At 68.1% G+C, this 21679-nt stretch carries 20 protein-coding genes and 1 pseudogene; 13 read left to right on the top strand and 8 right to left on the bottom strand.

Annotation, left to right across the window (positions count from 1 at the left end):
• The first annotated feature begins 49 nt into the window (after positions 1–49).
• Positions 50–4312, top strand: coding sequence for a PE family protein (locus ACZY1I_RS02965; protein ID WP_463752769.1), 4263 nt, complete (start codon positions 50–52; stop codon positions 4310–4312).
• Between the two features lie 31 nt (positions 4313–4343).
• On the opposite strand, the gene ACZY1I_RS02960 is transcribed toward ACZY1I_RS02965, so the two are convergent.
• Together ACZY1I_RS02960 and ACZY1I_RS02955 are read right to left on the bottom strand one after the other, a co-directional pair.
• Positions 4344–5144: a biotin--[acetyl-CoA-carboxylase] ligase gene (locus tag ACZY1I_RS02960; protein WP_463752768.1), complete on the bottom strand. Its 801-nt coding sequence runs from the start codon at positions 5142–5144 to the stop codon at positions 4344–4346.
• A complete protein-coding gene (locus ACZY1I_RS02955) occupies positions 5141–6706 on the bottom strand; it encodes an FAD-binding protein (protein WP_463752767.1) in 1566 nt (521 codons plus the stop codon). The genes ACZY1I_RS02960 and ACZY1I_RS02955 overlap by 4 nt, the downstream gene beginning before the upstream one ends.
• 63 nt (positions 6707–6769) lie before the next feature.
• On the opposite strand from ACZY1I_RS02955, the gene ACZY1I_RS02950 reads away from it, so the two are divergent.
• From ACZY1I_RS02950 to ACZY1I_RS02910, 9 genes and pseudogenes are all read left to right on the top strand, one after another.
• Positions 6770–8410: an acyl-CoA carboxylase subunit beta gene (locus ACZY1I_RS02950; RefSeq protein ID WP_463752766.1), complete on the top strand. Its 1641-nt coding sequence runs from the start codon at positions 6770–6772 to the stop codon at positions 8408–8410.
• A gap of 26 nt (positions 8411–8436) precedes the next feature.
• Positions 8437–8670, top strand: a pseudogene (locus ACZY1I_RS02945) (acyl-CoA carboxylase subunit epsilon); the annotation flags it as partial.
• Complete coding sequence (locus ACZY1I_RS02940) at positions 8667–9323, top strand: Maf family protein (RefSeq protein ID WP_463752765.1); 657 nt, start codon at positions 8667–8669, stop codon at positions 9321–9323. The pseudogene ACZY1I_RS02945 and the gene ACZY1I_RS02940, both read left to right, overlap by 4 nt.
• A gap of 21 nt (positions 9324–9344) precedes the next feature.
• Entirely contained in the window at positions 9345–9833 is a 489-nt protein-coding gene (locus ACZY1I_RS02935) for a pyridoxamine 5'-phosphate oxidase family protein (protein ID WP_463752764.1), read from the top strand.
• Positions 9834–9876: 43 nt separating this feature from the next.
• A complete protein-coding gene (locus tag ACZY1I_RS02930; RefSeq protein WP_463752763.1) occupies positions 9877–10770 on the top strand; it encodes a sulfurtransferase in 894 nt (297 codons plus the stop codon).
• Complete coding sequence (locus tag ACZY1I_RS02925) at positions 10767–11186, top strand: SufE family protein (RefSeq protein ID WP_463752762.1); 420 nt, start codon at positions 10767–10769, stop codon at positions 11184–11186. The genes ACZY1I_RS02930 and ACZY1I_RS02925 overlap by 4 nt, the downstream gene beginning before the upstream one ends.
• A gap of 110 nt (positions 11187–11296) precedes the next feature.
• Positions 11297–13090: an acetyl/propionyl/methylcrotonyl-CoA carboxylase subunit alpha gene (locus ACZY1I_RS02920; RefSeq protein WP_463752761.1), complete on the top strand. Its 1794-nt coding sequence runs from the start codon at positions 11297–11299 to the stop codon at positions 13088–13090.
• Positions 13091–13293: 203 nt separating this feature from the next.
• Positions 13294–13467 (top strand): hypothetical protein, encoded by a 174-nt coding sequence (locus ACZY1I_RS02915; RefSeq protein WP_463753542.1) that lies wholly within the window; start codon positions 13294–13296, stop codon positions 13465–13467.
• Positions 13419–13700, top strand: coding sequence for an STAS domain-containing protein (locus tag ACZY1I_RS02910; protein ID WP_463752760.1), 282 nt, complete (start codon positions 13419–13421; stop codon positions 13698–13700). The genes ACZY1I_RS02915 and ACZY1I_RS02910 overlap by 49 nt, the downstream gene beginning before the upstream one ends.
• Here the strand turns inward: ACZY1I_RS02910 and ACZY1I_RS02905 are convergent.
• The 6 genes from ACZY1I_RS02905 to ACZY1I_RS02880 form a co-directional block, all read right to left on the bottom strand.
• Entirely contained in the window at positions 13672–14460 is a 789-nt protein-coding gene (locus tag ACZY1I_RS02905) for an RNA polymerase sigma factor SigF (protein WP_463752759.1), read from the bottom strand. The genes ACZY1I_RS02910 and ACZY1I_RS02905 overlap by 29 nt on opposite strands.
• 7 nt (positions 14461–14467) lie before the next feature.
• Positions 14468–14905: an ATP-binding protein gene (locus ACZY1I_RS02900; protein WP_463752758.1), complete on the bottom strand. Its 438-nt coding sequence runs from the start codon at positions 14903–14905 to the stop codon at positions 14468–14470.
• Positions 14906–15405: 500 nt separating this feature from the next.
• Positions 15406–15717, bottom strand: coding sequence for a protein UsfY (gene usfY, locus ACZY1I_RS02895; RefSeq protein WP_463752757.1), 312 nt, complete (start codon positions 15715–15717; stop codon positions 15406–15408).
• 94 nt (positions 15718–15811) lie between these two features.
• Positions 15812–16195, bottom strand: a complete 384-nt coding sequence (locus ACZY1I_RS02890; protein ID WP_463752756.1) for a hypothetical protein — start codon at positions 16193–16195, stop codon at positions 15812–15814.
• 98 nt (positions 16196–16293) lie between these two features.
• A complete protein-coding gene (gene lat, locus ACZY1I_RS02885; RefSeq protein WP_463752755.1) occupies positions 16294–17643 on the bottom strand; it encodes an L-lysine 6-transaminase in 1350 nt (449 codons plus the stop codon).
• A gap of 49 nt (positions 17644–17692) precedes the next feature.
• Complete coding sequence (locus ACZY1I_RS02880) at positions 17693–18148, bottom strand: Lrp/AsnC family transcriptional regulator (protein WP_463752754.1); 456 nt, start codon at positions 18146–18148, stop codon at positions 17693–17695.
• A gap of 30 nt (positions 18149–18178) precedes the next feature.
• On the opposite strand from ACZY1I_RS02880, the gene hglS reads away from it, so the two are divergent.
• The 3 genes from hglS to ACZY1I_RS02865 are packed head-to-tail and all read left to right on the top strand — an operon-like array spanning position 18179 to position 21657.
• Complete coding sequence (hglS, locus tag ACZY1I_RS02875; protein ID WP_463752753.1) at positions 18179–19426, top strand: 2-oxoadipate dioxygenase/decarboxylase; 1248 nt, start codon at positions 18179–18181, stop codon at positions 19424–19426.
• Positions 19423–20928 carry an L-piperidine-6-carboxylate dehydrogenase gene (amaB, locus tag ACZY1I_RS02870; protein WP_463752752.1) on the top strand — a complete coding sequence of 502 codons (1506 nt, stop codon included), beginning with the start codon at positions 19423–19425 and terminating at the stop codon, positions 20926–20928. Before hglS ends, amaB begins: the two co-directional genes overlap by 4 nt.
• A 51-nt stretch (positions 20929–20979) precedes the next feature.
• Positions 20980–21657 (top strand): TetR/AcrR family transcriptional regulator, encoded by a 678-nt coding sequence (locus ACZY1I_RS02865; RefSeq protein ID WP_463752751.1) that lies wholly within the window; start codon positions 20980–20982, stop codon positions 21655–21657.
• Positions 21658–21679: the final 22 nt, after the last annotated feature.

Below are 21679 nucleotides of genomic sequence, written 5' to 3'. Positions count from 1 at the left end.
GATCTCCATGGCAGATCGGACCAACGGGTCCGTTGAAGGGCGCAAACCGATGTCTTTTGTGATCGCTTCGCCGGAACTGGTTGCCGCAGCGGCCAACAATATCGCCGAAATCAAGTCTGCGCTCAGCACCGCTAACCAGACCGCAGCAGCTGCGACCACAGACTTGCTCACCGCGGCCGGCGACGAGGTGTCCGCCGCCGTCGCGGCGATGTTCGGCGCCCACGGCCGGGAATACCACACGCTCAGTGCCCGGATGTCGGCGTATCACGACCAGTTCAGCCACGCCTTGGCGGCCGGCGCCGGCTCTTATGCCGCTGCCGAAACCGCCGGCGTCGATCAGTTGCTGCTCGGACTGATCAACGCACCTACCCAGACATTGCTTGGCCGGCCGCTGATCGGCGACGGCGCCAGCGCTGCGACTCCGGGCGGTCGAGGCGGCGACGGTGGGCTGCTGTGGGGCAATGGCGGGAACGGCGCGCTCGGGGCTGCCGGCCAAGGCGATCAACCTGGCCAGACCGGCGGTGCCGGCGGCTCGGCCGGTTTGTGGGGAAATGGCGGTGCCGGCGGTGCCGGCGGGGCCGGCGGCATTGTCGCCAGCGGCGGGGCCGGTGGGGCCGGCGGAGCTGGGGGCTTGCTTGGTGGCAACGGCGGCGCCGGCGGTATCGGCGGCGTGGCTGGGCTGTTTGCCGGTACCGGTGGAGCGGGCGGTGTCGGAGGCAGCGCCGGGCTCGTGTCCGGTAGTGGCGGCGCCGGCGGACACGGCGGGGCCGGAGGCAAAGGACTGGTAGACACCATATTCGGCGGTCCTGACGTGCCCGCCGGGGCCGGCGGACATGGCGGGGCCGGCGGCGGCGGCGCGTTGCTGTCCGGCCAGGGCGGCGCGGGAGGCGCAGGTGGCGCCGGCGGCGAAGGGGGCTTCAGTGGGGGCCATGCCGCCGCCGGCGGCGACGGTGGAGCCGGCGGCAAAGGCGGACTGATACTCGGCCAGGGAGGCCACGGGGGCATCGGTGGCAACGGCGGCCTCGGCGGTTCGGGAGACACACCTGTCACGGCTGAGGCCGGCGGGAAGGGGGGCACTGGCGGGGCCGGTGGCGTCGGCGGGGCCGGCGGGGCCAACGGACTCATATTCGGCCGTGGCGGCGATGGCGGCCTCGGCGGCAACGGCGGCTTGGGCGGCGATGGCGCCGATGGTGGTACAGAGGTGGGCCGCGCCGGTGGTATCGGCGGTACAGGCGGAACTGGCGGCGCCGCCGGCGCTGGCGGCGCCGCCGGTGCAGGCGGGGGTGCGACGGGCGCCGCGGGCAGGGCCGGCAACGGCGGGACCGGTGGCGACGGTGGCGCAGGCGCCACTGGCTTGTCCAATTCGGCCGGCGGGGATGGCGGCAAGGGCTTCGCGGGCGGGGCCGGCGGTAGCGGTGGCAGCGGCGGCAGTGGCGTTTCCGGTGGTCAAAACGGCAGCGGCGGCAAGGGCGGCAGCGGTGGCAACGCGGGCGGCGGGGGCGAGGGCGGCTCCGGCGTCGGCTTCGGCGTGGCAGGCGGCGCAGGCGGCGACGGGGGCGACGGCGGCCATGCGGGTAGCGGCGGCGCCGCCGGCGTCGGCGGCACGGGCGGCGCCGTCGGGCTCGCAGGTAACGCAGGCGGTGGCGGAAATGGCGGTGACGGCGGTACGGGTGACTCGGGCGCCACCGCTTCGCCAGGGGACAAGGGTGGCAACGGCTTCGCAGGTGGTGCCGGCGGCCGCGGCGGCAGTGGCGGCGGCGGAATTGCCGGCGGCACCAACGGCAGTGGCGGCGATGGCGGCACGGGCGGCAACGCGGGCGACGGTGCGGCAGGTGGTTCCGGTGGCGGATCCGGCGTCGCCGGTGGCGACGGCGGAAACGGTGGTGCCGGTGGCAACGCCGGCGCGAAGGGTGTGGCCGGTACCGGCGGCACCGGGGGCGCCGATGGCGTCGCCGGTGATGCGGGCAACGGGGGCAGCGGCGGCGACGGAGGTCAGGGCGCCACGGGCGCAACCGGTCTCGCGGGCGGTGGCACTGGCAGCAAAGGTTTCGCCGGCGGCAACGGTGGCAACGGCGGCAACGGCGGCAACGGGGTGGACGGCAGCCTCAACGGCACCGGCGGGTTCGGCGGCGTGGGGGGCACCGGAGGTACCGGAGGTACCGGCGGCACGAGCAGCACCGCGCCCGGTGGCGCGGGTGGGCAAGGTGGTGATGCCGGCAACGGCGGCGGCGGCGGTCTGGCCGGGTCCGGCGGCACCGGCGGCAGCGTCGGTGACGCGGGCACCGGCGGCACTGGTGGTACCGGCGGCGCAGGTGCGGCCGGCGCGGCCGGTCTTCAAGGCGGGGCCGGAGGTGGCGGCGGCAAGGGCGGCAACGGCGGCAACGGCATCGCGCTCGGCGCCGATGGCAACGGCGGCGGGGGTGGCATCGGCGGTGCCGGCGGCGGCGGCGGTAACGGCAGCGGTACCGCCGGCGGGGGCGGTGGTCAGGGTGGCAACGGCGGCGACGGGGGTCTGGCAGGCACCGGTGGCACAAGCAGCGCCACGGTCACCGCTGGCGCCGGCGGTGACGGTGGAACCGGCGGCAAGGGCGGCGACGGCGCGAACGGTGCTGCGGGCGGCAATGGCTTTGCGGCCGGCACCGGCGGCGGCGGCGGCACCGGTGGTGGCGGCGGAAACGGCGGCGGAAACGCCTTCAACGGCGACGGCGGTACCGGCGGGGACGGCGGTGCAGGAGGCGGCGGCGGTCATGGTGGCGCCGGCAGCGGCAAAGCCGGCGGCAATGGCGGGCTGGGCGGCACCGGCGGTACCGCCGGTGCCGCGGGTTCGGCCGGTACCGGTGGCAATGGCGGTTCCAACGGCATTGCGGGCGACGGAGGCGCCGGGGGCGCGGGCGGCAACGGCGCAAACGGTTCGGCCGGGATCAGCGGTTCCGGGTTTGCGGCCGGCAACGGCGGTAAAGGCGGCAACGGTGGCGACACTTGGTCCAGCGGCCATAACGGCGACGGCGGCAACGGTGGTAGCGGCGGCCTCGGGGGTGCCGGTTCAGCGGGCGTAGCGGGCGGCAACGGTTTCTCGGGCGGGTCGGGTGGCGCCGGCGGCGACGGCGGACTCACCGGCAAAGGCGGCCTCATTACTTACGGAGGGGCCGCTACCGGCGGCGACGGCGGCAACGGGGGTCTTGGCGGGGCCGGCGGCTCGGCAACGGCTGCCGGCAACGGAGGCACGGGTGGAAACGGCGGCGCCGGCGGCGGTGCCGGCGGCGCCGGGCTCAATGTCGATGGCCGTTTCGGCAAATCCGGGCTCGGCGGACAGGGCGGCGTCGGCGGTAACGGCGGCTCTACCGGCACTGGCGGCACCGGCGGCGATGGCGGCACGGGAGGCGGGATCGCCTCCGGAGGTTTCGGCGGGACCAGCGATACAGGCGGGGTGGGTGGCACCGGCGGCAAGGGCGGTAGTGGGATGACCGGCGGTAAAGGCGGCAACGGCGGCGATAGCGGCGACATCTTTACTGGCGCCACCGGCGGTACCGGCGGCAACGGCGGAGATGGCACGAGTGTGGGCGGTACGGGAGGCTCGGGCGGCAAAGGGGGCGAGGGATCTCTTGGCCCCGCCGGCAGTGGCGGCAGTGGCGGCAACGGCGGCAGCGGGGCCAGCCACGGCGGCGACGGCGGCAACGGCGGCAACGGCGGCCAGCGAGGCATCGGCGGCGGAGGCAGTGGCGGCACCGGTGGCACCGGGGGCAACGGGACCGGCGCTGCCGGTGTCGGTGGAAATGGGGGAAGCGGCGGCAAGGGCGGCTCGGGCTACGGCGCGATCGACGGGGACGGGGACCCCGGCGGCTTCGGCGGACTCGGCGGCACTGGCGGTAGCGGCACCGTGACCGGCGGTGCGGGCGGCACTGGGGGCACCGGGGGCACCGGTGGCCAGGCCGAGATCGTCGGCGGAGTCGGCATCGCCGGCGGCGGCGGCGGCCAGGGCGGCACGGGCGGCAGAGGCGGCCTCGGCACCGATCCCGGCAGTACTGGTGGCGATGGCGGTTCCGGTGGCCTGGGCGGGGCGGGTGGGGCGGCCGTCTATCCCGGCAATCTCGCCGGGGGGCAGGGCGGGTTCGGTGGCTTCGGAGGCCAAGGCGGCGGCGGCGTCAGCACCGGCGGAGACGGCGGCGACGGCGGCACCGGCGGTACCGGCGGAAAAGGCAACGGCGGATCCGGCAGTGGCGGTAGCGCCGGCACCGACGGTCAGCCGAATGCGGGTGCCGCGGGCGGAACGGGCGGAAAGGGCGGGTCCGGCGGTCCTGGAGGCCCGGCCTGATCTCCGCACGCCGGCACTCGCGCGGCTGCCGCTATCGCAAATGCACGACGTCAGCCGCGGAAACCACGACCGTGTCGCTCTGGTCACCCGTCCAGGTCTCCAGGCAGAGCCGGCCCTGCTCATCGATGTCGCGGGCAATCCCGATGACGTCGCGTCCACCAGGGAGTTCCGCGCGCACCCGGGATCCGAGCGTCAGGCTGCGGGCCCGATAGTCACTGGCCAGCTGGTTGTCCGCGCCCCGCGCGGCACGCCAGGCGACGATGCGGTCGCCGAGTTCTGCCAACACCCGCCGCACCACCAACTCGCGGTCGGGGTGTGCGATGCCCTCGCCGAGCAGCGAGGTCGCCCCGACATTGGCCGGCGCCTCGGTGACGTTGACACCGATGCCGATCACCGCGAACGGCTGCGCCACCTCAGTGAGGATGCCCGCCAGCTTGCCGCCACCGGCCAGCACGTCGTTGGGCCACTTGAGTCCTGCTTCGACAGGGCTGACCGAGGCCACCGCGTCGACCACGGCCAGACCGGTCGCCAGCGACAGCCAGCCCCATCCGACGGTCGGCACGTCGTCCACCCGGACACCGACCGACATGCTGACCTGCGCCCGCGGCGAGGCCGACCAGCTACGGCCGTGCCGCCCGCGTCCGTCCGTCTGGTGCTCGGCGATCAGCACCGCGCCGTCGATATCAACGCCCGATGCGGCCCGCGCCAGCAGATCGGCGTTGGTGGAGGCGGTTTGCTCGACAATGTCGAGTTGCCGCCATCCCATGTCGATGGCGTCGGCGCGCAGGGCGGCCTCGTCGAGTGGTGGCCTGAGCGGATCGCGTTCGGTCATCGGGGCAGCCTATCGAGCATGTCCCGCACCGCGAGGTGACTGAACAACATGCTGGTGCCGATGGGGTTGCCACCACCCGGATAAGCCGTGCCGCTGGGTGCGGCCATGGTGTTGCCGGCCGCGTACAGGCCCGGGATCGGGTTGCCGGAAGTGTCGAGCACCCGCGCGGCGGTGTCGGTGCGCAAACCGCCCTTGGTGCCCAGATCCGAGATGCCGAACACCGCGGCGTGAAACGGCGGACGGTCGATCGGCACCAACGGCGAGGCGCCCTGCGAGAAGGCGCGATCGAATGCCTCGTCCCCGCGGCCGAAGTCCCCGTCGACGCCGGTCGCGGCGAATTCGTTGAACCGGGCGACCGTGGCGACAAGTTGGCCGGCCGGCACCCCGATCTTGGCCGCCAGTTCCTCAAGGGTGTCCGCGGTGTGCCACAGCCCGGCGGCCACGTACTTCTCGGTCGCGACGATCGACACGTTGGCCGCCTTGACGGGCGGCACTTCGCCTTCGGAGTCGTCGTAGATCATCCAGTACGGCAACGACATCGAGCCGTCCTGAAGCTGCGCGATGATCTCGCGGCCGGCCCGGTCGTAGGCCATGGACTCGTTGACGAACCGGTTGCCGTGCTCGTTGACGAAGATGCCGCCGGTGAACCACAGCGCGAACGCGGAGCGACCGTCGGGATGGGTCATTCCCGGCGACCACCACGCCTGATCCAGCAGGTCGGTGTCAGCACCCGCCGCGATGCCCGCTTGCAGCGCCTCTCCGCGGCTGCCCGGACCGCCCATAGTGTCCCGCGCGACACCGGGCACGCCGTATTCGCGACGCAGTCCGTCGTTGCTTTCGAAGCCGCCGGCGGCCAGCAGTACACCACGTCGGGCCCGGATTGCCGTGCGCTTGCCCGCGCTCTCGACGATGGCGCCTAAGACCTGTCCGTCCGACACGACCAACTCGACCAGAGTCGCGTCCCGCCGCAGCGATGCGTTCGGGTACTGCCCGATGGCCTTGAGGAATCGCGCAATCAGGGCGCGCCCACCGATGTAGTAGTGGGGCGGAGTTTCGGTACCGAGCCGATCGGTGTCCAGCGGGCCGCGGATCGCATTGCGCAATTCCGGCGCGGCCGCCACCTTCAGCGGCTTCGCCGCAATGTGACGCTGGCCGTCCAGGCGCGCCTTCGGCGCCTTGCCGTAATAGTCCGGCCACGGCAGCGGTACGAATTTCAGATCCGGGTCCTGCTCCAGGTACTCGATCAGCGGCGCGCCGCCCCGGACGAACGTGTCCTGCAGGTCGCGCGGCGTCCGGTCGCCGACCACCGCGCGGTAGTAGGTCAGGGCGTCTTCGATGGTGTCGTCAGTGCCCGCGCGCAGTAGGACCGGGTTGCACGGGAACCAGACGCCACCGCCACCCGAGTAGGCGGTGGTGCCGCCGAATTTGTCCGTCGCCTCGATGAGCAGCACGTCGAGACCCTCGCGTGCGGCGGTATATGCGCCGGTGACGCCACCGCCGCCGGACCCGGCGACCAATACGTCGTGCTCTTCATCCCAGTCCAGTTCCGGATGGCCGCCCATGACCGGAGACTACTTAAGGGCTCATTAAGGGACCCGCCGGGCCTGCCGATAGCATCGACTTCCATGACAAGCGTTGCCGACCACACTGCCGAGCCCGCCGCCGAGCACACGATCGACATCCACACCACCGCGGGCAAGCTCGCGGAGCTGCACAAGCGACGGGAGGAGTCGCTGCACCCGGTTGGTGAGGACGCCGTCGACCGGGTGCACGCCAAGGGCAAGCTGACGGCGCGTGAGCGCATCACTGCGCTGCTCGACGAAGATTCGTTCGTCGAGCTGGATGCACTGGCAAAACACCGCAGCACCAACTTCGGCCTGGAGGCCAACCGTCCGGTCGGCGACGGCGTCGTCACCGGATACGGCACCATCGAGGGCCGCGACGTGTGCATCTTCAGCCAGGACGCCACGGTGTTCGGCGGCAGCCTCGGCGAGGTCTACGGCGAGAAGATCGTCAAGGTCCAGGAACTGGCCATCAAGACGGGCCGGCCGCTTATCGGCATCAACGACGGCGCCGGGGCACGAATCCAGGAGGGCGTCGTCTCGCTGGGCCTCTACAGCCGGATCTTCCGCAACAACATCCTGGCCTCGGGCGTCATCCCGCAGATCTCGCTGATCATGGGCGCCGCCGCCGGCGGACACGTCTACTCCCCCGCGCTGACCGACTTCGTGATCATGGTCGACCAGACCAGCCAGATGTTCATCACCGGACCGGACGTGATCAAGACCGTCACCGGCGAGGACGTCACCATGGAGGAACTGGGCGGGGCCCACACCCACATGTCCAAGTCCGGAACGCTGCACTACGTCGCGTCGGGCGAGCAGGACGCGTTCGAATACGTCCGCGACCTGCTGAGCTACCTGCCGGCCAACAACGCCACCGACGCGCCCCGCGAGCCGGCCCCACTGCCGGTCGGGGCGATCGAGGACAACCTCACCGACGAGGACCTCGAGTTGGACACCCTGATCCCGGACTCGCCCAATCAGCCGTATGACATCCACGAGGTGATCACGCGCATCCTGGACGAAGACGAGTTCCTCGAAGTACAGGCCGGGTACGCGCAGAACATTGTGATCGGCTTCGGTCGCATCGACGGCCGGCCGGTGGGCATCGTGGCCAACCAGCCCACCCACTTCGCCGGTTGCCTGGATATCAACGCCTCGGAGAAGGCGGCCCGGTTCGTCCGGACCTGCGACTGCTTCAACATCCCGATCGTCATGCTGGTCGACGTGCCGGGCTTCCTGCCGGGCACCGGTCAGGAGTACAACGGCATCATCCGGCGCGGCGCAAAACTGCTCTATGCCTACGGCGAGGCGACTGTCCCGAAGATCACCGTCATCACCCGCAAGGCCTACGGCGGCGCGTACTGCGTGATGGGTTCCAAGGACATGGGTTGCGACGTGAACCTGGCGTGGCCGACGGCACAGATCGCGGTGATGGGGGCTTCCGGCGCGGTCGGCTTCGTCTACCGCGGAAAGTTGAAGGAAGCCGCCGCAAACGGCCAGGACGTCGACGAGCTTCGCTTGCAACTGCAGCAGGAGTACGAGGACACGCTCGTCAACCCATACATCGCCGCCGAGCGCGGATACGTCGACGCAGTGATCCCGCCGTCGCACACCCGTGGCTACATCGGCACGGCGCTGCGCCTGCTGGAACGCAAGATCGCGCAGTTGCCGCCGAAGAAGCACGGGAACATCCCCCTGTGAACGAAGGGACCGACGTGACTGACGTAGCCGACGCGACCGAGGCTCCACACGCGCACGAGGCGCACATCCAGATCCTCAAGGGACAGCCCACCGCGCAGGAGTTGGCCGCGCTGATCGCCGTGCTGGGCAGCATCGGTGGCCAGACGCCGCCACCGGAGCCCGAGCCGGCCCGTTGGGGGCTGCCGGTGGACAAGTTGCGCTATCCGATCTTCAGCTGGCAGCGCATCACTCTGCAGGAAATGGTGCACATGCGCCGATGACCCGACTGGTGCTCGGGTCTTCCTCTTCCGGCCGACTCAAAGTGCTTCGCCAGGCCGGCGTCGAACCGTTGGTTTTGGTCTCCGGTGTCGACGAAGACGCCCTCATCGACGCGTTGGGGCCTGATGCCGCACCCGACGAGGTAGTACGGGCGCTGGCCCGTGCCAAAGCCGAATACGTGACGGCCACGCTGCGCGACGCACACGACTTTGTCACCACCGATTGCGTTGTCATCGGCTGCGATTCGATGCTTTACATCGACGGTCGACTGTGCGGCAAGCCGGACTCCACCGAAACCGCGCGTCGGCAATGGCAATCGATGGCCGGCCGCGCCGGCGAGCTGCACACCGGGCACTGCCTGGTTCGCATCCTGGACCATGAAGTCGTCCGCGTTGATGCCGAAACAGCGATAACCACAGTGCATTTCGGTATCCCGTCGGATACCGACCTGGAGGCGTACCTGGCCAGCGGCGAACCATTGGGTGTCGCGGGCAGCTTCACCCTGGACGGTCTGGGCGGATGGTTTATCGACGGAGTCGACGGTGATCCGTCGACGGTGATCGGCCTGAGTCTGCCGCTGTTGCGGTCGCTGCTGGTGCGCAACGGCCTTTCCGTCGCAGCGCTGTGGGCAGGAAATGTCACGACCTTGTCTTAGGCCCGGCCTAGGGTCGGGTGAATGAAAGCCTGGACGGAATTCGCCGCCAACGCGCCACAGATCGCCGACATTTTCATCCGTCGCCATCGCGCCGCGGGCAACCTGTGCATGCTGGCCACTCTGCGATCTGACGGATTCCCGCGCATCTCACCGATGGAGCCGCGGATCTTCGAAGATCGGATGTGGATCTCGGGAATGCCGGACACCACCAAATACCGCGACCTGCAACGTGATCCGCGACTTTGCCTACACACTGCCACGGTGGACACCGCGGTGACCAACGGCGACGCGAAGCTCTGGGGCCTGGCTTACGTGGTCCCCTACAGCGAGATGCACAAGCGCTATGCCGACGCACTGTTCGAAGAAATCGGACTCGACCTACGTGACCAGGAGTTCGACCTGATCGGCCTCGACATCACCGGAGCGTCGGCCGTGCAGGTCCGCGATGAGCACATGGACGTCACCATCTGGAATCCCGGCGAGCCGGAACGGGTAGTGCGCAAACATTGAGACGAACTGCTGGCCGCAGGAGGCGCTGAGTAGGCTCTAACCCGTGCCACTTCCCCCAGATCCAAGTCCCACCCTGACGGGCTACGCCCATCCCGAACGGCTCGTCACCGCCGACTGGCTGTCCGCCCACATCGGCGCGCGCGGCCTGGCAATCGTCGAATCCGACGAGGATGTGCTGCTCTACGACATCGGACATATCCCGGGTGCGGTCAAGATCGACTGGCACACCGACCTCAACGACCCGCGGGTGCGCGACTACATCTCCGGTGAGCAATTCGCCGCGCTGATGGACAGCAAGGGCATCTCCCGCGACGACACCGTGGTGATCTACGGCGACAAGAGCAACTGGTGGGCTGCCTACGCGCTGTGGGTCTTCACCCTGTTCGGTCATCCCGATGTGCGCCTGCTCAATGGCGGCAGGGACCTGTGGAACTCCGAGCGCCGCGACACCACCCTGGAGGTGCCGACCAACACGTCGAGCGGCTACCCGGTCGTGCAGAGAAATGACGCACCCATCCGGGCTTTCAAAGACGACGTGCTCGCGACACTGGGTAGCCAGCCCCTGATCGACGTGCGGTCCCCCGACGAATACACCGGCAAACGCACGCACATGCCTGACTATCCCGAGGAGGGGGCGCTGCGCGGCGGCCACATCCCGACCGCTCGGTCGATCCCGTGGGGTAAGGCTGCCGGCGAAAGCGGCCGTTTCCGCAGCCGCGAAGAGCTCGAACAGCTCTACGACTTCGTGACCCCGGAAGACCAGACCATCGTCTACTGCCGGATCGGCGAGCGGTCGAGTCACACCTGGTTTGTGCTCACCCATTTGCTGGGCAAACCCGGTGTCCGCAATTACGACGGCTCGTGGACCGAGTGGGGTAACACCGTGCGGGTGCCGATCGTCGCGGGCGAAGACCCAGGCGCCGTACCAGCCCCATGAGCATGCCCGCCCCGCTGGCAGAGGTGGTCTCCGACTTCGCCGAAGTCCAGGGCCAGGACAAGCTGGCGATGTTGTTGGAGTTCGCGAACGAACTGCCGGAACTGCCGTCACACCTGGCCGAGTCCGCCATGGAACCGGTGCCGGAATGCCAGTCGCCGCTATTCCTGCACGTCGACGCGCAGGATCCGGAGCGGGTGCGGCTGTACTTCAGCGCGCCGCGCGAAGCGCCGACCACCCGGGGATTCGCCTCGATCCTGGCGGCCGGGTTGGACGAACAGTCCGCCGCCGACATCCTCGCGGTGCCCGAGGACTTCTATACAGAATTCGGTCTGGCCGCTCTGATCAGCCCACTTCGACTGCGCGGCATGTCGGCGATGCTGGCGCGAATCAAAAGGCGACTGCGCGACGCCGCCTGAATAGGGGAACCGCGTGACCGGGCTTGCGGCGCGCCGCATAAACTTCCCCCGACAAGACTTGTAAGAAATTCTCTTAGAGATGAAGTAGACACGTCAAACAGGAGGCGCAGGTGCCCAGTCACGCCAGCTCGACGATCTCGAAGGTTCTGGTCGCTAACCGCGGCGAGATCGCAGTCCGGGTGATTCGGGCAGCCCGCGACGCGGGACTGTCCAGCGTGGCGGTGTATGCCGAGCCCGACGCCGAGGCGCCGCACGTCGGCCTCGCCGACGAGGCTTTCGCACTGGGTGGTCAGACGTCGGCCGAGTCCTACCTGGACTTCGCCAAGATCCTCGATGCCGCCGCGAAATCAGGCGCCAACGCCATCCACCCCGGCTACGGCTTCCTGTCGGAGAACGCCGACTTCGCCCAGGCCGTCCTCGACGCCGGGCTGATCTGGATCGGCCCGAGCCCGCAGTCGATCCGCGACCTCGGCGACAAGGTCACCGCCCGCCACATCGCCGCGCGCGCACAGGCGCCGCTGGTACCCGGCACCCCCGACCCGGTCAAGAACGCCGACGAGGTGGTGGCCTTCGCCAAGGAGTACGGCGTGCCGATCGCGATCAAGGCCGCCTTCGGCGGCGGCGGTCGTGGCATGAAGGTGGCCCGCAACATCGACGAGATCCCGGAGCTGTTCGATTCGGCCACCCGTGAGGCCGTTTCCGCCTTCGGTCGCGGCGAATGCTTCGTGGAGCGCTACCTGGACAAGCCCCGCCACGTCGAGGCCCAGGTGATCGCCGACCAGCACGGCAACGTCGTGGTCGCCGGCACCCGCGACTGCTCGTTGCAGCGCCGGTTCCAGAAGCTGGTCGAAGAGGCGCCGGCGCCGTTCCTGACGGACGCGCAGCGCAAGGAGATCCACGAATCGGCCAAGCGGATCTGCAAGGAGGCGCACTACTACGGCGCCGGCACCGTCGAGTACCTGGTGGGCCAGGACGGGCTGATCTCCTTCCTGGAGGTCAACACCCGGCTGCAGGTCGAGCACCCGGTCACCGAGGAGACCGCGGGCATCGACCTGGTGCTGCAGCAGTTCAAGATCGCCAACGGCGAGAAGCTGGACATCACCGAGGACCCGACGCCCCGCGGGCACGCCATCGAGTTCCGGATCAACGGAGAGGACGCCGGCCGCGGCTTCCTGCCGGCCCCGGGCCCGGTGACCAAGTTCGCGCCGCCCAGCGGGCCCGGCGTGCGACTGGACTCCGGCGTCGAGACCGGCTCGGTGATCGGCGGCCAGTTCGACTCCATGCTGGCCAAGCTCATCGTCTACGGCGCCGACCGTAACGAGGCGCTGGCACGCGCGCGTCGTGCACTGGACGAGTTCCAGGTCGAAGGCCTGGCCACCGTCATTCCGTTCCATCGCGCCGTGGTCTCCGACCCGGCGTTTATTGGCGACGATGACGGCTTCACCGTGCACACCCGCTGGATCGAGACCGAGTGGGACAACAAGGTCGAGCCCTTCACCGGCGGTGAGCCCATCGACGAAGAGGAATCCCGCCCGCGGCACAAGGTCATCGTCGAGGTCGACGGCCGCCGCGTCGAGGTGTCACTGCCTGGAGACCTGGCGCTGGCCAGCGGTGCTCCCGACGCCGTCGGTGTGGTCCGCCGCAAGCCCAAGCCGCGCAAGCGGGGTGCGCACGCCGGTGCGACGGCTTCCGGCGACGCGGTGACGGCTCCCATGCAGGGCACCGTGGTCAAGGTCGCCGTCGAGGAAGGGCAGGAAGTCTCGGTCGGCGATCTGGTGGTGGTCCTGGAAGCGATGAAGATGGAGAATCCGGTCACCGCGCACAAGGACGGCGTCATCACCGGCCTGGCTGTCGAGCCCGGCGCGGCCATCACCCAGGGCACCGTCCTGGCCGAGATCAAGTAGTCGCTCCTCACAGTCCTACTCGTCGAATTCGACGAACCTTGGCGGCCCTACCCGCTCCGCGGATAGGGTTCGCTTTAGGTTGAGTTGACAGCCGCCCGGAAACACCGTCCTGTAGGCGCGTCGGGGTCCCAAGAAGCCGCTCCTCGGCGTTCGCACACTTGATGTGATCCACAGCAACGAACGTCCGACTGATGGAGATCACGATGTCTGTGACCCGAACCTGGCTGAAATGCCGCGGCGCTGAAATCAATACCCGGACCGAAAAGTCAACAGGCGTGATCAGCGCTCACGGCGAACTCGACGCCGCCAATGCCGACCGACTCGCCGAGTGCGTTGCCCGCTGCGTAAAGCATTGCCCGCAATTGTTCTCGATCTGACCGAGCTGGATTTCATTGGTACTACCGGCTTTTCCGCACTGCATCGGATCAACGTGGTGTGCGCGGCGGCCGGAACCCAGTGGGCCATGGTGCCGAGTCGCGCTGTGTCACGGTTGCTGCGGATCTGCGATCCGGACGGCGTGCTACCGGTGGCTCCCCCCACCAACAGAGTCGTCGCCGCCGAGCACACCGAAAGAAACGCAGCTACTCCAGCTGATCCCGTAGCCGGGTGAGGGATTTCGCCAACAACCGGGATACGTGCATCTGCGAGATGCCGACTCGCTCTGCAATCTGAGTCTGTGTCATCGACTCAAAGAACCTGAGTACCAACACCATTCGCTCCCGCTCGGGCAACGCCTCGAGCAACGGACGGAGCGCTTCGCGGTTCTCGATCCGATCCAGTCCGGAGTCGACATCGCCCAGCGTGTCCGCGATCGCGCGGGCATCGTCGTCTTCATTACCGCCACCACTGTCAATGGACAGCGTGTTATAGGAACTGCCGGCCACCAGGCCCTCGACCACCTCGGCGCGGTCCATGCCGAGTTCGGCGGCGAGTTCGGTGGCGGTGGGCGCCCGACCAAGTCGTTGCGACAGTTCGGCGGTGGCAGTGCCCAAACGCAGGTGAAGTTCTTTAAGTCGGCGGGGAACCTTGACCGACCAGCTGTTGTCGCGGAAGTGGCGCCGGACCTCGCCCATGATTGTCGGCACCGCGAAAGAGACGAAATCCGAACCGGTTTCGACGTCGAAGCGGACTACCGCATTGACCAGCCCGACCCTGGCAACCTGAACCAGGTCGTCACGGGGTTCCCCGCGGCCCTCAAATCGCCGTGCGATGTGGTCGGCCAGCGGCAGACACCGCTCCACGATCTTGTCCTGATGGCGTTGAAATTCCGCCGAACCGGCAGGGAAGGTAGCCAGCTCACGGAACCTGTCCGGGACATCGGCGTATTCATTGGGTCGGGACTTGGAACCGCCGGTTGTTTGCTCTGTCAACGGGCAATCACTTACCGGGGGCCGCCCGTCGCGCGGTCAACGAGATGCCGAAGACACTGCCCATTGCGTCAGGCTCGCGACCGTCATGGAATGTCTGGACATCGTCGGCAAGCGAGGTCAACACGTGCCAGCTGAAGCTTCCAGGCGCGACCACGTCGTGGGTGTCGCACGCAGCTGAAGCCTCCACCACGAGTTCGTCTTCGCGCGGATCCACTACCAAAGTCAAGGTGGCGCCGGGCGTGGCCGAGCGGATCAGTCGAGTGCACACCTCGTCTACCGCCAGCCGCAGATCCGCCACGGCGTCGAAATCCAGGTCCTCGAAGGTGCCGATGGCACCGACCAGGGTCCGCAGCATCGCCAGGTTCTCCAGGCGTGCCGTCACACTCAGTTCGACGGCGCGGGCACCGCGTTGGCGCCCGTCGGTGCGCAGATCCGCATCGGTCATTTGGCCTCCCGGCAATATTCGGCCGACACTACTCCTGGCAAGGTTCCGGTCAGCGGTGCTGGTTTGCAGCCCGCTGCGGACCGAGGGATTGAGCCGGTTGGTCATGATCGCCACCGATTATTCAACCAGTTCTGGGCGAGGCAGACGTCACCGACACAATTCGCCCGCGCAGACAGCGCGTGGCGAGGACCGCCGGAATGATGTTGGTCTTGCTGATCGTGGTTGCTGTAAAGATTTACGTCGGTGCGCTCGTGATCTTTTCCCCCATGATGGGGTAGCCACGCTAACGGAAAATTGCCGGTACTCATCATGGTCTGCAGTTGATTCCCATCGTCGCTGTGCGCCAAACCCAAACCGCGGGTTTTCCGACGAGAACTTTGCGGCGCAACCGGGCCTACCCTACACGGCACTCCGACGCCTCAGACGTCACACATCGCGAACCGCCGGTACCACCAAAGCGCTTGGCGACCAAGCGATTCGAAGTTATTAGCGAACTGGTCCTAGCTGGCCAGCCGCTGCCGCTTGACTTCAGGGTGCTCGGCGTACCAGCGATCGGCGATCCTGCGTATCCGCCGGTGCTCCACCGCCAGCCAGACCGTGCCGAAAACCGTGACCACGACGGCAGCGACGCCCGAGGCCACACCCTGGGAGTGATGTCCGGTGCCGAATGCCGCAAGAGATCCGACGCTGCCGATGACGCCGGCCACTATCAAGAGGTACCCCGGCCAGTGCAGCACATCGATCAGCGATTCGCCGGCAAGTGGCCGTGTCGTCCGCAAGTGATCGACAGGGTCACGGAATGTGTCCCCCATGGCTCCTCCTCGTTCCGATTGACTCAAATGCCCGGTTTACCAGGCACTACAACCAACCGTAGAACTCTCGCCAAGGTATGGGGAGGTTCCGGAGCTAGATAATTCCGCTCAGCGCCGGCCCGGCGATCGGGGCGCCAGCCATGGACAGCGTCAGCACCATCAGCGTCAGCAGGAACCAGCCGGCACCGTGCCAACCCCACCAGGTGCCCTCTTCACGCCACACCAGGTACGTGCGCAGGAACGCCCAGACCCCCGAGGCGAACAAGATCAACGGGCCGCCGAAAGCGAGCAAGGTGCGTTGCGGAGGTCCACACGCCACCGTGTCGATGCTGCCCGGACCACAGGTACTGACCCACAACGCCGCCATGATCACAAAGCCGACCGCCACTGCCGACGCCAAAACGGTAAACCGGATGGCAGCGTGAACCTGCTTGTCGTCGTGACCCACCCGGTCACCGTTTACCGTCTCGTCTGCCATCTGCACCGGAGCACCTCTAATCTTGCGCCCAACCGGACCTACCACCGTTTTCGTTCAATACCCAGGCAGAACTCCGAGCAAACCGCCGGCTCGGCAACTCACAGCAGTGGTTGCGCCAACGCGGCGCGCACCGCGGCGACGGCCGCATCCAGGTCCACCTGCGTAACCGTCAGTGCGGGACGGAAGCGCACCCCGTCGGCGCCGGACGGCAACACAATCACTCCGTGTTGCCACAGCCGCCTGAGCAACTCGTCGCGGTCGGCCGCCGTTGGCATATTGAATGCGCACATCAGGCCGCGACCGCGCGGATGCATCACTAGTCCCGGGAAGTCAGTGGCGAGCTCTTCCAACCGGGCACGCAGGTAGCGGCCGCGCTCGGCCGCGCGCTCGAACAGTCCGTCGGATTCGATCACCTCGAGGATGCGGCGGGCCCGCACCATGTCGACAAGGCTGCCGCCCCAGGTCGAGTTCAGCCGGGACTTGACCGTGAACACGTTTTCGGCGACGTCGTCGACGCGGCGGCCGGCCATCACTCCGCCCACCTGGGTCTTCTTGCCGAACGCGACGACATCGGGCAAGGCCCCCAATTGCTGGTAGGCCCAAGGTGTGCCGGTCATGCCACAGCCGGTTTGCACCTCGTCGAAGATCAGCAACGCGTGGTTTTCGTCGCACAACCTGCGCATCGCGGCGAAGAAGTCCGGCCGGAAGTGCCGGTCGCCGCCCTCGCCCTGGATGGGCTCGGCCAGGAAGCAGGCGATGTCGTCCGGGTAGGCACGGAACGCCGCGCGGGCCTGCCGCAAGGATTCTGCTTCCAGTGCGTCCATTTCGCGCTCGTTGCAGCCCGGCCGGATGTGGGGCGCGTCGATGCGCGGCCAGTCGAACTTCGGGAAGCGGGCGACGTTGACCGGCTTGGTGTTGGTCACCGACAGCGTGTAGCCGCTGCGGCCGTGAAAAGCCCCGCGCAAGTGCAGGACCCGGGTTCCGAGGGTGGGGTCGATACCCCGGGCCTCGTTGTGCCGGCTCTTCCAGTCGAATGCAACCTTGAGGGCGTTCTCCACCGCCAGCGCCCCACCTTCGACGAAGAACAAGTGCGGCAGCGCCGGGTCACCCAGGACGCGCGCGAAGGTTTCGACGAAGCGGGCCATCGCGACGGTCGCCACGTCCGGGTTGCTCGGCTTGTTCAGGGCGGCCTCGGTGAGTTCGGCACGAAACACTTCGTCGTCAACCAGCGCCGGATGATTCATGCCCAGTGCCGATGACGCGACGAACGTGAACATGTCGAGGTAGCGCCGGCCGGTTCGAGCGTCAACCAGGCATGAACCGGCGGAGCGCTGCAGGTCGAGGACCAGATCGAACGTGTCGACCAGCATGTTGCGCGTCAACACGTCATGGACCTGGTCGGGCCCGGTTCGGGGAGCAAACACCCTAGGGTTGGCAACGGCAGTCATGCAGCCATGCTAGCGTCATTTTTACGGAATAATGATGCTCACGCCGAAATTATTGCGGTATGAACTGGCGATCACTGTAAAAAGTATTCAATATGATGGTGCTGCGGGTCCGCACATTGGCGGCCGTCCGGATCCGCTGCAGCAGGTCCTCGAGCACTCTCGCGGACTCGACACGCACCAGCAAGACATAGCTCTCTTCGCCGGCCACCGAGTAACACGCTTCGACTTCCGCGATGTGTTCAAGCCGGGCGGGCGCATCATCGGGTTGAGACGGATCGAGAGGGGTGATCGCCACGAACGCCGACAGCAGGTGCCCGACCGCCTCGGGGTTGATCCGGGCCGCGTATCCGGCGACGACGCCGCGAGACTCCAACCGCCGCACCCGCGCCTGCACTGCTGATACCGACAGGCCTGCACTGACAGCGAGCTCCGAGAGTGTGGCGCGTCCGTCGGCGACCAGCTCGCGCACCAGGATCCGGTCGATGTCGTCGAGCGTCTCACTCATGGCCGGAGACTATCGCAGGGGAGGCCAGAGATGAGCTCCTCGAAGTGGCTGCAGACCTGCGAGCTGCGCGCACATTTCGCCGCTGGGCTGTCGGCCATGTACGCCGCCGAAGTGCCCGCTTACAGGACGCTGGTCGAGGTCAGCGCGGAGGTCAACCGGGATCATGTGGCAGGTCACCCCGGGGCCGAACGACTCGGTTCGCTACGGCGGGTCACCGCCGAGCGCCATGGCGCCATCCGGGTGGGTGACCCCGCCGAACTTGCCGCCGTCGGCGACCTTTTCGCTGCATTCGGGATGCTGCCGGTCGGCTATTACGACTTGCGCTGCGCCGCCTCGCCCGTCCCCGTGGTGTCCACCGCGTTCCGACCCGTGGCCGCAGAAGATCTGGCGCGCAACCCTTTCCGAGTGTTCACGTCGATGCTGACCACCTCCGACGCCCGATATTTCGACGACGGGTTGCGGTCGCGGGTGCGCAACTTCCTGGCGCGGCGCGAATTGTTCGATCCCGATCTGCTGGCCCGGGCGCGGGTGATTGCTGCCGACGGGGGTTGCGACGCCGACACTGCCGCGGACTTCGTCGGTGCTGCCGTCGGCGCCTTCGCGCTCTCCCACGAACCGATCGACAAGTCCTGGTACGACGAGCTTTCCCAGGTGTCGGCGGTGGCCGCCGATGTCGCCGGAGTCGGCAGCACCCACATCAACCACCTGACTCCGCGGGTTCTCGACATCGACGACTTGTACCGCCGGATGACCGGGCGCGGGGTCGCGATGATCGATGCGATCCAGGGGCCGCCGCGCACCGACGGACCCGCGGTGTTGTTGCGCCAGACGTCCTTTCGCGCATTGACCGAACCGCGGCTGTTCCAGGCTGACGACGGGACCGTCAGCGAGGGCAGCCTGCGGGTGCGGTTCGGCGAAGTCGAAGCACGTGGCGTCGCTCTGACTCCCAAGGGCCGCGAGCGTTACGACGCCGCCATGGCCGATCCGGATCCCGCGACCGTCTGGGACCGGTACTTCCCGTCGACAGACGATGAGATGGCTACCCAGGGCTTGGGCTATTACCGCGGCGGCGATCCGTCGGCACCCGTCGTCTACGAGGACTTCCTGCCCGCGTCGGCGGCCGGCATCTTCCGGTCCAACTTGGATCATGAGACCCGAAGCCGGACCGAGGCCTGCGAACAGGGCGCGGATGGCGGCTACGACGTGCAGTGGATGTCCGGTGCGATCGGCCGTCACATCTATGACCCCTACGCGCTCTATCAGGAGGCAGCTTCATGAGTCAGTTAGAGGCCCGGGTGCGCGACGCTTTCGAAGCCATCGGGGTCAGCGCCGAGCTCGGCGAACCCGGCGGACAAGGCATCCCGTCGAGCACTCCGATCACCGGTGAGGTGCTGTTCACCGTCGAGGAGACCACGCCGGAGCAGGCCGAGCACACCATTGCCCGCGCGGCTCAAGCCTTTGCCCAGTGGCGTGACACGCCGGCCCCCGTACGAGGCGCACTGGTGGCGCGGCTCGGCGAGCTTCTCACCGCGCACAAACACGACCTCGCGACCCTGGTGACCGTCGAAGTCGGCAAGATCGCGGCCGAGGCACTGGGCGAGGTGCAGGAAATGATCGACATCTGCGCTTTCGCGGTCGGCCTGTCCCGCCAGCTCTACGGCCGCACGATCGCCTCAGAACGGCCCGGCCATCAACTGCTGGAGACCTGGCATCCGCTCGGCGTGGTCGGCGTGATCACCGCCTTCAACTTCCCGGTGGCGGTGTGGGCGTGGAACACCGCGATCGCGCTGGTGTGTGGCGACCCGGTGGTGTGGAAGCCCTCCGAGCTGACCCCGTTGACGGCCCTGGCGTGCCAGACGCTGTTGAACCGGGCCGCCGCCGATGTCGGTGCGCCCCCGGCGGTGGGCGGCCTGCTGCTGGGTGGCGCCGATTTGGGCGAGACTCTGGTCGAGGACCCGCGGGTGGCGTTGCTCTCGGCGACCGGTTCGGTGCGGATGGGCCGGCAGGTGGGGCCGCGGGTGGCCCAGCGGTTCGGCCGGGTGCTGCTGGAACTGGGCGGCAACAATGCGGCCGTGGTGACACCGTCGGCGGACCTGGAGCTGGCGGTGCGGGCCATCGTGTTCGCCGCCGCCGGCACCGCCGGCCAGCGCTGCACCAGCTTGCGGCGGCTGATCGTGCACCGCTCAATAGCCGACGGGGTGGTGGAACGAATCGTCTCCGCCTACCGGCAGCTGCCGGTCGGGGATCCGACCACACCGGGCACGCTGATCGGGCCGCTGATCCACGAAACCGCCTACCGCGACATGGTCGGAGCGCTGGAGCAGGCACGCGCCGACGGCGGTCAGACCATCGGCGGCGACCGTCACGAAGGCCACCACCCGAGCGCCTACTACGTCTCCCCCGCGGTGGTGCGGATGCCGTCGCAGACCGACATCGTGGCGGCCGAAACCTTCGCGCCGATCCTCTACGTGCTGGTGTACGACGAGCTCGACGAGGCCATTGCACTCAACAATGCCGTTCCCCAAGGGCTTTCCTCGGCGATCTTCACCACCGACCTGCGCGAGGCGCAGCGCTTCCTGAACGGCTCCGACTGCGGCATCGCCAACGTCAACATCGGCACGTCCGGCGCCGAGATCGGCGGGGCCTTCGGAGGCGAAAAGCAGACCGGCGGCGGCCGCGAGTCCGGCTCGGATTCCTGGCAGGCCTACATGCGCCGCGCCACCAACACCATCAACTACTCGAACGAGCTTCCGCTGGCGCAGGGCGTCAAGTTCGGCTGAAGAATCGGAATTGTCGGGTCTTGCTATCTGACATGAGTAGTATCGGTGATTATGGCGACAGCCAGGAGGCGATTATCCCCGGAGGATCGACGCGCTGAACTGCTCGCCCTAGGGGCGGAAGTCTTCGGCAAGCGGCCCTACGACGAAGTACGCATCGACGAGATCGCCGAGCGCGCAGGTGTTTCCCGTGCGCTCATGTACCACTACTTCCCGGACAAGCGCGCTTTCTTCGCCGCGGTTGTCAAGGATGAGGCCGACCGGTTGTACTCGGCGACCAACACCCAGCCCTCCCCGGGACAGACGATGTTCGAGGAGATCCGGACCGGCGTGCTGGCCTACATGGCCTATCACGAGTCCAACCCGGAAGCGGCGTGGGCGGCCTATGTCGGACTGGGACGGTCCGACCCGGTTCTGCTCGGTATCGACGACGAGGCCAAGAACCGCCAGATGGAACACATCATGAATCGCATCGGCGAGGTCGTGAGTGGAATACCGGGCGACGCCAAACTGAGCGCAGACGTGGAACGCGATCTGCGGGTGGTGCTGAACGGCTGGCTGGCGTTCACCTTCGAAACCTGCCGGCAACGGATCATGAACCCGTCTCTACAGGCCGAACGGCTCGCCGACGCCTGCGCGCACACGCTGTTGGACGCGATCGCCCGGGTTCCGCAGATCCCGCCGGAGTTGGCCGAGGCGATGGCCACCGCCCGCTTCAAGCCGCAGGGTTAACGGTTCGGCTTCTCGCTCGGCG

It is taken from the genome of Mycobacterium sp. IDUB_37 (genome assembly GCF_055419245.1).
The sequence above is the reverse complement of the archived record's forward strand: the minus strand, read 5'-3'. Positions and strand labels throughout refer to the sequence as shown.